This window comes from Pseudomonas sp. 30_B (genome assembly GCF_017491605.1).
In the GTDB taxonomy this organism is placed as follows: domain Bacteria; phylum Pseudomonadota; class Gammaproteobacteria; order Pseudomonadales; family Pseudomonadaceae; genus Pseudomonas.
In genome coordinates this window covers 251606-263157 of sequence record NZ_JAFGYY010000004.1, presented here as the reverse complement: position 1 = coordinate 263157, position 11552 = coordinate 251606, and the positions used below count along the sequence as shown (strand labels likewise).

9 protein-coding genes are annotated in these 11552 nt (G+C 67.3%); 4 read left to right on the top strand and 5 right to left on the bottom strand.

Annotated elements, in window-relative coordinates:
• The first annotated feature begins 1 nt into the window (after nucleotide 1).
• The 4 genes from atuE to J5M67_RS06320 all read left to right on the top strand — a co-directional run bounded on the left by atuE (nucleotide 2) and on the right by J5M67_RS06320 (nucleotide 5892).
• Nucleotides 2–796: an isohexenylglutaconyl-CoA hydratase gene (gene atuE / locus J5M67_RS06335; protein WP_207884469.1), complete on the top strand. Its 795-nt coding sequence runs from the start codon at nucleotides 2–4 to the stop codon at nucleotides 794–796.
• Nucleotides 797–813: 17 nt separating this feature from the next.
• The gene (atuF, locus tag J5M67_RS06330) at nucleotides 814–2805 is read left to right on the top strand and encodes a geranyl-CoA carboxylase subunit apha (RefSeq protein WP_207884468.1); all 1992 of its coding nucleotides are present in this window, start codon (nucleotides 814–816) and stop codon (nucleotides 2803–2805) included.
• Nucleotides 2806–3028: 223 nt separating this feature from the next.
• Nucleotides 3029–3850: an NAD(P)-dependent oxidoreductase gene (locus tag J5M67_RS06325; RefSeq protein ID WP_207884467.1), complete on the top strand. Its 822-nt coding sequence runs from the start codon at nucleotides 3029–3031 to the stop codon at nucleotides 3848–3850.
• Between the two features lie 215 nt (nucleotides 3851–4065).
• A complete protein-coding gene (locus tag J5M67_RS06320; protein WP_207884466.1) occupies nucleotides 4066–5892 on the top strand; it encodes a long-chain-acyl-CoA synthetase in 1827 nt (608 codons plus the stop codon).
• A 247-nt stretch (nucleotides 5893–6139) separates the two neighbouring features.
• On the opposite strand, the gene J5M67_RS06315 is transcribed toward J5M67_RS06320, so the two are convergent.
• The 5 genes from J5M67_RS06315 to J5M67_RS06295 all read right to left on the bottom strand — a co-directional run bounded on the left by J5M67_RS06315 (nucleotide 6140) and on the right by J5M67_RS06295 (nucleotide 11458).
• Nucleotides 6140–6769: a hypothetical protein gene (locus J5M67_RS06315; protein WP_207884465.1), complete on the bottom strand. Its 630-nt coding sequence runs from the start codon at nucleotides 6767–6769 to the stop codon at nucleotides 6140–6142.
• A gap of 80 nt (nucleotides 6770–6849) precedes the next feature.
• Nucleotides 6850–7488: a hypothetical protein gene (locus tag J5M67_RS06310; protein WP_207884464.1), complete on the bottom strand. Its 639-nt coding sequence runs from the start codon at nucleotides 7486–7488 to the stop codon at nucleotides 6850–6852.
• Nucleotides 7485–8075 carry an RNA polymerase sigma factor gene (locus J5M67_RS06305; protein WP_207884463.1) on the bottom strand — a complete coding sequence of 197 codons (591 nt, stop codon included), beginning with the start codon at nucleotides 8073–8075 and terminating at the stop codon, nucleotides 7485–7487. Before J5M67_RS06305 ends, J5M67_RS06310 begins: the two co-directional genes overlap by 4 nt.
• A 1-nt stretch (nucleotide 8076) precedes the next feature.
• Nucleotides 8077–9813: a VWA domain-containing protein gene (locus J5M67_RS06300; RefSeq protein WP_207884462.1), complete on the bottom strand. Its 1737-nt coding sequence runs from the start codon at nucleotides 9811–9813 to the stop codon at nucleotides 8077–8079.
• 205 nt (nucleotides 9814–10018) lie between these two features.
• Nucleotides 10019–11458: a PLP-dependent aminotransferase family protein gene (locus J5M67_RS06295; protein WP_207884461.1), complete on the bottom strand. Its 1440-nt coding sequence runs from the start codon at nucleotides 11456–11458 to the stop codon at nucleotides 10019–10021.
• Nucleotides 11459–11552 lie beyond the last annotated feature (94 nt).

Genomic DNA, 11552 nt, shown 5'->3' with positions numbered 1-11552 from the left:
CATGACCCTGCCGAACTGCGAAACCCTGCTGCTGGAACGTGACGGCGGCGTGCTGCACGTCACCCTGAATCGCCCGGACAGCCGCAACGCCATGAGCCTGGCGATGGTCGGCGAACTGCGCGCGGTGCTCGCCGCCGTGCGTGACGACCGTGGCGTGCGCGCCATCGTCCTGCGCGGCGCCGGCGGGCACTTCTGCGCCGGCGGCGACATCAAGGACATGGCCGGCGCCCGCGCCGCCGGCCCCGAAGCCCATGCGGCGCTGAACCGTGCCTTCGGCGGCCTGCTGGAAGAAGCCCAGGCACAGCCGCAGGTGCTGGTCGCCGTGCTGGAAGGCGCGGTGCTCGGCGGTGGCTTCGGCCTCGCCTGCGTCTCGGACATCGCCATGGCGGCGGCGGACGCGCAGTTCGGCCTACCGGAAACCAGCCTCGGCATCCTGCCGGCGCAGATCGCGCCCTTCGTGGTGAAGCGCATCGGCCTGACCCAGGCGCGCCGCCTGGCCCTAACCGCCGCCCGCTTCGATGGCCGCGAAGCGCTGCGCCTGGGCCTGGTACACGCCTGCGCGGACAGCGCCGAAAGCCTCGGTGAACAACTGACGCAGACGCTCGACCAGGTGCGCCGCTGCGCCCCTGGCGCCAACGCCGCCACCAAGGCGCTGCTGCTCGCCACCGAGACCGAAGCCCTCGACACTCTGCTGGACGACGCCGCGCGCCAGTTCGCCACCGCGGTGACTGGCGAGGAAGGTGCCGAAGGGACGCTGGCCTTCGTGCAGAAACGCAAACCGGTCTGGGCGCAGTAGCCCCCGAGGAAACCCCCATGCCCAGTTTCGACAAGATCCTCATCGCCAACCGTGGCGAGATCGCCTGCCGGGTGATCCGCACCGCCCACGACCTGGGCTACCGCACTGTCGCCGTGTACAGCGAGGCCGACGCCAACGCCCGCCATGTGCAACTGGCCGACGAAGCCGTGTGCATCGGCCCGTCCCCCGTAGGCCAGTCCTACCTGAAGCCGGAAGCGATTCTCGACGCGGCGAAACGCACCGGCGCCAGCGCCGTCCACCCCGGCTACGGTTTCCTCTCGGAGAACGCCGACTTCGCCCGCGCCTGCGAGACCGCCGGCATCGTCTTCATCGGTCCCGGCGTGGAAGCCATCCACCTGATGGGCAGCAAGCGCCTGTCGAAGATCGCCATGCTCGAAGCCGGTGTGCCCTGCATCCCCGGCTACGAAGGCACGGAGCAGGACGACGCCACGCTGACCCGCGAAGCGCAGCGCATCGGCTACCCGCTGATGATCAAGGCCAGCGCCGGCGGCGGCGGGCGCGGCATGCGCCTGGTGACCCGCAGTGAAGACCTCGCCGAACAGCTGCGCACCGCGCGCTCGGAAGCGCAGAACGCCTTCGGCAGCGGCGAGCTGATCCTGGAGAAAGCCGTGGTGCAGCCGCGCCACGTGGAAATCCAGGTATTCGGCGACCGCCACGGCCACATCGTCTACCTCGGCGAGCGCGACTGCTCGGTGCAGCGCCGCCACCAGAAGGTCATCGAGGAAGCGCCCTGCCCGGTGCTCAGCGAGGAGCTGCGCGCCGCCATGGGCGAGGCTGCGGTGAAAGCCGCCGCGTCGGTGAACTACGTCGGCGCCGGCACCGTGGAGTTCCTGCTGGAGGCCAGCGGTGCCTTCTACTTCCTGGAGATGAACACCCGCCTGCAGGTGGAGCACCCGGTCACCGAGCTGGTCACCGGCCAGGACCTGGTGGCCTGGCAGATCCGCGTCGCCGAGGGTCATCCGCTGCCGCTGACCCAGGAGCAGATCCAGCTCAAGGGCCACGCCATCGAAGTGCGCCTGTACGCCGAGGACGCAGGTAACGGCTTCCTCCCGCAGACCGGCCAGGTACTGCGCTGGACGCCACCGCAACTGGACGGCATCCGCATCGACCACGGCCTGCGCGAAGGCCAGCCGGTGACGCCGTTCTACGACCCGATGCTGGCCAAGGTCATCGCCTACGGCGCCACCCGCGACGAGGCCCGGCGCAAGCTGGTGCGCGCCGTCGAGGATTGCGTGCTGCTGGGCGTGACCGGCAACCAGCGCTTCCTCGCCAACCTGCTCAGGCACCCGGAATTCGCCGCCGGCAAGGCCACCACCGCGTTCATCGGCGAGCAGTTCGCCGGCGACCCGAGCCTGGCCCCGCGCCAGCCGCAGGCGCTGGAACTGGCCTGCGCCGCCGCCCTGCTCTACCAGGCCTCGGCCAGCGATCGCGCGCACCAGCCCGGCCTTTCCGGCTGGCGCAGCGCGGGCAGTGCGCCGTGGCGCTTCGCCCTCAAGCAGGGCGAGGACAAGTTCGTCGTCGAACTGGAGGTTCGCGAACACGGGGCGCAGCCCGCGCTGCTAGCACGTATCGGCGAGATGCGGATTGCGCTGCGTCTTCTGGGAGAAGAAAACGGCGATGCGATCCTCGAAGCCGACGGCATCCGCCGCCGCCTGCCGTTCCACCGCGACGGCACGCGTCTGTGGCTGTACGGCGCGGACGGCAACCTGGAACTGCAGGACGTCACCCACGAACCGGCTGGCGCCGCCGCTGGCGCGGGCTCCGGCACGGTGAAAGCGCCGATGGATGGCGCCATCGTCGACGTGCTGGTGGCCGAGGGCACGCGGGTCAGCAAGGGCCAGCTGCTGCTGGTGCTGGAGGCGATGAAGATGGAGCACCCGCTCAAGGCCGGCGTCGACGGCGTGATCCGCCGGGTGCAGGTGAGCAAGGGTGAGCAGGTGAAATCCCGGCAGTTGCTGGTGGAGGTCGAGGCGCTGGAGTCCGCCTGAACCTCTCATCCCCTCACCCCAGCCCTCTCCCCTAGGAGAGGGGGCCGATCGGCGTTGTCGGGTGGCACGGACTTCATCCTCGCTGTGGACAGTCCCCTCTCCCTCCGGGAGAGGGTTAGGGTGAGGGCAGGCCCGAGCACACCCGCCATCAGGAAACACATTTCTTAGGAGCGGATTCATCCGCGATGCCGTCCGACAAACAACAAGAACACGGAGCCCCCACATGTCCCTTTCCGGCAAAACCCTCTTCATCACCGGCGCCAGCCGTGGCATCGGCCGCGAGATCGCCCTGCGCGCCGCCCGCGATGGCGCCAACATCGTCATCGCCGCCAAGAGCGCCGAGCCCCACCCGAAACTCGAAGGCACCATCTTCAGCGTCGCCGCGGAAGTCGAAGCCGCCGGCGGCAAGGCCCTGGCCCTGCAACTGGACGTACGCGACGAGAACGCCGTGCGCGAGGCCATGGCCAAGGCCGCCGAGCACTTCGGCGGCATCGACGCCGTGGTGAACAACGCCGGCGCCATCAAGCTGGTCGGCGTGGAGCGCCTGGAGCCCAAGCGCTTCGACCTCATGTACCAGATCAACACCCGCGCCGTGATGGTCTGCAGCCAGGCCGCACTGCCCTACCTGAAGCAGAGCCAGGGCCACATCCTCAGCCTGTCGCCACCGCTGAACATCGCCAACAAATGGTTCGCCCAGCACGGCCCCTACACCGTCACCAAGTACGGCATGAGCATGCTCACGCTGGGCATGCACGAGGAGTTCAAGCGTTACGGCATCAGCGTTAACTCGCTGTGGCCGCAGACCATGATCGCCACCGCCGCCATCGAGTTCGAACTAGGCAGCCGCGACGCCTTCAAGCGCGCCCGTACCCCGGCGATCATGGCCGACGCCGCCTACGCCATTCTCTCCAGCACCGAGCGCAGCATCAGCGGACGCCTGCTGATCGACGAGGAAATCCTGCGCGAACAGGGCCAGACCGATTTCGAGCAGTACCGCTACGATCCGGACGGAGGCTCGCTGGTGCCGGACCTGTTCCTCGACTGACTATCCGTAGGATGGGTGGAGCGGAGCGATACCCATGCCGCAAGAGATGGGTATCGCAGGCTCCACCCATCCTACGGCGTGCCGCTGTCCCTTCGGCGCCCCATTTGCCGAACTGCCTGACGCACCGCGCGTCCGAGTCATAGCCTCGATGCGCAAACACCTCCTAGAGTGATGGGACGCCAGTTCCCGCAGAACAACGACAAAGCGCGAGAGCCATGACCCACGCCGACCTGATTACCCCGACCCGCTTCCTCGCCCATCTGCCGGCCACCCTCGGCCGCGTGCCGCGCATGTTGCGCGGGCTGTACTACACCGGCATCCGCAACCGCGAGAAGAATCTCTCCCTGGGCTGGGCGCTGGAGCGCGCCGCACGCCTGTATCCGGACAATCCAGCGCTGATCGATGAACGCCGACGCCTGTCCTACGCCCTTTTCAACGGCTGGGCCAACCGCCTGGCGCGAGCCTTCCAGGCCGAGGGCGTGGGCCATGGCAGCGTAGTCGCCGTGATGCTGGAGAACCGCGCCGAGCTGATGGTGGTGCTCGCCGCGCTGGCCAAGCTCGGCGCCATCGGCGCACTGGTCAACACCACCCAGCGCGGCCAGGTGCTCAGCCATAGCCTCAACCTGGTCAAGCCCAGCCACTTCGTGGTCGGCGAGGAACTGCGCGAAGCCTTCGAGGATGTCCGTCCGGTGCTGGAAAACAGCGGCGGACGCTGCTACTGGGTGGCCGACGGCGACACCCTGAGCGAACCCAGCCAGCCGCCGGTGGGCTGGCACAACCTGATGCGCATGGCCCAGGAGCAGAACTCGACCAACCTGGCGGAAACCGCCCAGGTCCGCCTGAAGGACGCCTGCTTCTACATCTACACCTCCGGCACCACCGGCCTGCCGAAAGCCTCGATCATGAGCCACGGCAAGTGGATCAAGGCCTACGGCGGCTTCGGTCATTCAGGATTAGGCCTTACGCACAGCGACGTGATCTACCTGACCCTGCCCTGCTACCACAACAACGCCGTCACCGTGTGCTGGAGCGCGGCGCTGGCCGGCGGCGCGGCCATCGCCCTGCGCCGTCGTTTCTCCGCCAGCGCCTTCTGGAAGGACGTGAAGACCTACCAGGCCACCTGCTTCGGCTACATCGGCGAGCTTTGCCGCTACCTGCTCAACCAGCCGGAATGCCCGGAGGAACGCGGCAACAGCCTGACCTGCATGATCGGCAACGGCCTTCGCCCGTCGATCTGGAACGAGTTCAAGGAGCGCTTCGGCATCGAGCGGATCACCGAGTTCTACGCCTCCAGCGAAGGCAACATCGGCTTCACCAACGTCTTCAACTTCGACAACACCGTGGGCTTCTCCCCCGCCACCTACGCCATCGTGCGCTACGACCTGGAGAACGACCAGCCGGTGCGCGGCGCCAAGGGCTTCATGGAGAAGGTCGACAAGGGCGAGGCGGGCCTGCTGATCAGCGAGATCAGCGACAAGTGGCCGTTCGATGGTTACACCGACCCGTCCAAGAGCGAGGCGGTGATCTACCGCGACGTGTTCAAGAAGGGCGATGCCTGGTTCAACACCGGCGACCTGATGCGCGACATCGGCTTCAAGCACACCCAGTTCGTCGACCGCCTGGGCGACACCTTCCGCTGGAAAGGCGAGAACGTCTCGACCACCGAGGTGGAAAACGCCCTGGGCGCCTTCCCGGCCGTCGAGGATGCGGTGGTCTATGGCGTGGAGATTCCCGGCACCAACGGCCGCTGCGGGATGGCCGCGCTGCGCCTGCGCGATGGCGCCAGCCTCGACGGCACGCAACTGGCCGAGCACCTGGACTGCGCGCTGCCGGCCTACGCCGTGCCGCTGTTCCTGCGCCTGTTGCAGCAGGTCGAGACCACCGGAACCTTCAAGTACAAGAAGACCGACCTCAAACGCAGCGCCTACGACCCGCAACAGGTGAGCGAAGCCCTGTTCGTCCGCCTGCCCGGCGAGGCGAGCTACCGTGCACTGGATGGCGGGCTGTTCGAGGCGATCCGGCGCGGCGAGTATCGGTTCTGAGATTCGCCCCGTAGGGCGTACAACCGTTCGCGGTTGTATGCCCTACGCCACGGGTATCGCGGTGCCTGATTGGAGTTCCATCGCGGACAGAGTCCGCTCCTACACAAGCAGACTGGCGCGCGTACTGGACAGCGTTTCGTAGGAGCGGACTCTGTCCGCGATCTGCATCGATGCTCGCCCTGAAGTCCCGGCAGCGTGCGGTGCGCGAGCAAGAACCAGGCGTCCCCCTCGCTCCTACAGCGGCAGATCAGTTGCGGAACTGGAACTGCAGCTCCGCGCCGCGGATTTCCGAGTGCCAGCTGTCGTCGTTGGTTTCGCGTTCGTTGCGTTCGCGCTGGATCAGCCGGCCACCCACTTCGAACGGACTCTGTCCGGTCTTCTCACCGAACATCGGCGGCAGGATCGGTTTCTCTTCCACTTCCAGCACCGGCTCGTCCGGCTGCAGCTGCTTCACCAGGTCCCTGGGCAGACGCAGATCCAGTGTCACCGGTGGCAGCGGATGCTTGATGGCGGGATCAACCTCCGGCTTCTTCACCGTCCTCGCCTTGGGGGCCGCCTCCCCCTCGTGCCTGGCAGGCGCTTTCGCTTCGGGCTTGGTCGCCGATTCAATCGCTGGCGCCTTGGCCGACGCCACCGGCTCGGCCGCGGACGGCGCGGCTTCCGACTCGCGCGGCTGTTCAGCGGCCGGCTTCGGTGCCGGCGCGGCGATGGGCGCTGCTGTGGACTGCGCGGGCGGCGGGCTGGGAGCCTTGTCCTTGTGCTCGTCGCCACAGGCGGCGAGTAGCAGTGTCAGGCAGGCGGCAAGGAGGATTCGACTGTACTTCATGATCGGGCAAGCGGGAAAAAACGCGCAATGCTGGCGCGAGTCGAAGGCCATGGCAAGAGGCCAGTTATCACAAGGATTTACTGCTACCCCCTGAGTCTGTCAAAGGCCGCCTTGCGGCGGCCTGTCATCGGTCAAGGCTTGGGCGGAAGAGCGCGCAGCGCGGCGTCGATATCCAGCTTCGGGAACTGCCGCTGCAGGGTTTGGCGCAGCGCACGAGCGTCATCCTCCCTGCCCTGCTCCTGCAACACGCGCAGGCGCAGCAGACTGGCCTGGGGCTCATCCGGCGCCATGGCATCTGCCATCGCGGTGACGGACGCGGCCTCCTCCGCCAGCGCACCGGACACCTTCGCCGCAGGCTGCTGGTTGGTGATGCCACGGGCGACGGACTCGGCCTTGCGCTTGGCCTCCGCCGGCTCGGCGGCGGGGGGCGCAGCAGGGGCCATGGCAGGCTTCGGAGCCGGTGGCGCCGCTTGCATCATCGCCGGTGCGACGGGCGCGTCGAACCGCTGCGGCGCTTCCTCGAAAGTGCGCATCGTCAGGCTCAGACCAATCCCCAGAGTCGCCAGACCGGCCACGGCGACACCCCAGCGCTGGCGGCTGCCGGAGCCCAGCAGCCAGTGGCGCAGGCGTTCGGCCAGGCTCGGTTTGCGCAATTGCACGGCGGCACGTGCAGCGGCCAGGATGCGCGCGTCCAGCTGCGCCGACGGCTGCTCATCGCTGTGCCGGCGGTAGTGCTCGAGCAGCTCCTGCTCGTGCGGATCGCGGTTCATGGGCTCACCTCCTCGGTCGCCGCCGGGTCGGACAGCAACCGGCGCAGTTTCTGCATCGCGTAGCGCAGCCGGCTCTTCACCGTCTCGGCCGGGGTTCGCGTCAGCTCGGCAATCTCGTTCAGTTCCAGGTCGCCGTGGGCGCGCAGCAGGAACACTTCGCGCTGTTCCTCTGGCAGCGCCTCCAGCGCGCCCTGCAGGCGCTGTTGATCACGGCTCAGGACCAGCTCGCGCTCGGGGTCCTCGCTTTCGCCGGACAGCGCTTCGCCGTGCAATTGCTCATCGAAGCTCTCCTGGCGCCCCTGGTGCCGACCGAGCTTGCGCCAGTGGTCGATCAGCCGGTTACGGCCGATCTGGTAAAGCCAGGTCTTGAAGCTGGCCGATCCCGGCTGGCTGTCGCTGCGCACCAGACTCAGCCAGGTTTCCTGGAAGACTTCCTCGGCCTGTGCGTTGTCGCCGCACAGGCCGCAGAGAAAGCGGAACAGGCCGAGGCGATGGCGAGCGTAGAGCTCGGCGAAGGCCTCGGCGTCACCTTGTCGATAACGCCGCAGCAGTGCGGCGTCACTGTCGTCCCTGAGGGGTATGTTCACATCACTCGATCCGTGCCTGTTCGGGTACCGGGGTCTGCAGGCTCTGCGCCAGCTCGGCGAGCTGGACGAACTCCGCACGCAGGCCGAAGCGATCATCGCCCCGCGCGGCGCGAGCCAGCTGCACAGTATCGCCGATGTCGAAGGCACCGGTGTAGCGACCGCCCTCCAGTTGCTGGGCAAAGGCGGCAACGGCGGCGGCGAAGCGCAGGTCGTCGCTGGCCTGGGCAATGTCGGAGCGCTGCTCGGCGGCGCGGATCGGGCGCTCGATCAGTTGACTGGCGCCGCCCTGCGGGCCCTTGTAGCGCACCCGCAGCAGGGCCAGTTCATCGCCCTTGGCATCGGCTTTCGCGGCACTGTTCTGGTAACGCAACGGCTCCAGCCAGCCCTTGCCGCCGGCCGGGACTATCTCGTAGAGCGCGGTGACCGTATGCCCAGCGCCGATCTCGCCGGCATCCACCTTGTCGTTGCTGAAATCCTCGCGCTTGAGGGCGCGGTTCTCGTAGCCCAGCAAACGGTATTCGCTGACCTGGGCCGGGTTGAATTCGAGCTGGATCTTCACATCCTTGGCCACTACCGCCAGGGTCGAACTGAGCTGCTCCACCAGCACCTTGCGCGCCTCGCGCAGGTTGTCGATGTAGGCGTAGTTGCCGTCGCCGGCATCGGCCAGCTGCTCCATGAGCTGCTCGTTGTAGTTGTCCACGCCGTAGCCGAGGGTGGTCAGCGACACGCCGCTGCGGCGCTTCTCGGCGGCCATCTGCTTGAGCGTCTCGAAGTCGCTGATGCCGACGTTGAAGTCGCCGTCGGTGGCCAGCAGGATGCGGTTGATGCCCTTGTCCAGATAGCCCTTCTGCGCCATCCGGTAGGCCAGTTCGATGCCCGAGGCGCCGGCGGTGGAACCGCCCGCCTGGAGCTGTTCGATGGCATTGCGGATGGTCGCCTTGTCACGTCCGGAAGTCGGCTCCAGCACCACCCGCGATTCGCCGGCATAGACCACCAGGGACACCTTGTCCTGGTCGCGCAACTGGTCCACCAGCAACTTCAGGGTGCTCTTCACCAGCGGCAGGCCCTCGCGGCGGTCCATGGAGCCGGAGACATCCACCAGGAACACCAGGTTGGCCGGCGGCAGTTCCGCCACGCTGCGATCCGACGCCTTGATGCCGATCCTCAGCAGGCGGGTATTCGGGTTCCACGGCGAGGGAGCGAGTTCGGTGGTGATGCCGAAGGGCGATGCGGCATCGCCGGGCAGCGCGTAGTCGTAGGGGAAGTAGTTGACCATTTCCTCCAGCCGCACCGCGCCCTTGGGCGGCAGCCGGCCTTCATTGAGGATGCGCCGGACGTTGGCATAGCTGCCGGTGTCCACATCGATACTGAAAGTGGACACCGGGTCCTGGGCGACGGAGTGGATCGGGTTGTCCGGCAGCGTCTGGTATTGCTCGCGGGGCACGTCCACGTAGCCGGGCTGCTGCATGTCCGCCATGGGCGCGGGCATGATGCTCGCGACCGGAGCCTGGGCGACGTAGCCGGCGGCGCGCTGCACCTTTGCGCTCTCCTCCAGACGAGGCGCGGGCGGAGGGCTGGCCGGCTTGGCGAGCGGCTCGACCTGGATGGCATCGGTGTTCGCGGCGGCCTTCTGCTTCGGCTCGCCCTCGCGGGAAATACCGCAGCCGGCGACGGCGATCAGCAGACCGATGGCAAAGCCCTGGGCGGCAGGGCGAAGGAAGTGAACGGGAAGCGACATGGCGGCGGCCTCGTGGAGGGATTCAACTCCTCAGACGAGACCCTGTGGGGAAACGGGTTAACGCAGCGTGGAACCGGAGCTTTTCGTAGGAGCGAGCTTGCTCGCGAACAACCCAACATCGATATGACCGGGCGAGATCTGTTCGCGAGCAAGCTCGCTCCTACAGGTACGGGTGCTCACCTGCAGCATGGGTGCGATTTGCCGATCAGGCCGCGATCAGCCCTTCCTGGCACAGCTGACAGGCCAGCATGCCGAGGGTCATGATCGCCCGCTCCGCCTCGCGGTCCCAGGGGATGCCGCAGGTCAGGCGCAGACAGTTGTTGAACTGTTCGGTGTTACTGAAGATCAGCCCCGGCGCGATGCTGATGCCCTGCTCCAGCGCGCGCACGTGCAGCTCCTTCGTATTCACCTTGGCCGGCAGGCTGACCCAGAGGATGAAGCCGCCCTTGGGCCGGGTCATCTGCGTGCCTTCGGGGAAGTACTGCTGCACCGCCAGCTGGTAGGCGGTCATGTTCTTGCGGTACTCCTGGCGGATATAGCGCAGGTGCCGGTCGTAGCCGCCGTTCTCCAGGTAGGCCGCCACGCCCATCTGGGTGACGGTGCACGCCGAATGGGTGGTGAAGGTCTGCAGGCGGCGGATTTCCTCCTGGTAACGCTCGGTGATGATCCAGCCGATGCGCACGCCGGGGGAAATGGTCTTGGAGAAGCTGGAGCAGTACACCACCCGGCCATCGCGGTCGTGGGCCTTGAGCGCCTTGGTCTGGCCCTGGTCGAACATCAGCTCGCCGTAGATGTCGTCCTCGATCACGCCGATGTTGTGCTCGGCGGTGAGCTTGAGCAGTTGCTTCTGGCGCTCTTCGGGGATGGTGCCGCCCAGCGGGTTGCTCAGGCGCGGGGTCAGTACCAGCGCCTTGATCGGCCACTGGTTGGCGGCCAGTTGCAGCGCCTCCAGGCTGATGCCGGTGAGCGGGTCGCTGGGAATCTCGATGACCTTCAGGCCGAGGATGTCGGCCAACTGCAGCAGGCCGTAGTAGCTCGGCGACTCGGTGGCGATCAGGTCGCCCGGACGGGTCATCACCCGAAGCGCCATGTGGATGGCGTCCACGCAACCGTGGGTGATGGTCACCTGGGTCGGGTCGACCACCACGCCGGCATCGCGCATGCGGATCGCCACCTGGCGGCGCAGCGGCTCGTAGCCGGGGCTGAACATGTAGCTGAAGGCGCGCGGGCTGGAGAAGCGGGTGACCTTGGCCAACTGCTGGTGCAGCGCCCGGACCGGGAGGTAGTCCACATGCGGCACCGCGGCGCCCAGCGGGAACACGCCTTCGCGGCGCGCCTCGGCGAGCACCTGGTTGATGATGCTGCTGCGGGTGACCAGGCCGGGACGCTCGACCCGGGCGATATCCGGGGTCGACGCAGTCAACGCCGGCGTGCGATGCACGTAGTAGCCGGACTGCGGACGCGCGCGGATCAGCCCCTGGTCTTCGAGGGTGGCATAGGCCTGCAACACCGTGGCATGGCTGACGTTGAGCTGGGTGCTCAGCTTGCGCACGGACGGCACGCGCTCGCCCGGCTGGTAGACACCACGGCGGATGTCTTCGGCCAGTTGCTGGGCGATGCGCTGGTACAGAAGCAGATTGGACATGACGGCCATCCCTCGGTCATTGGACCGAAACAGTAGCTAAAAAGCCGCAACTGTTCCAGAACAGTGACAGGGATTGTGCGCGTTACAGTTACCG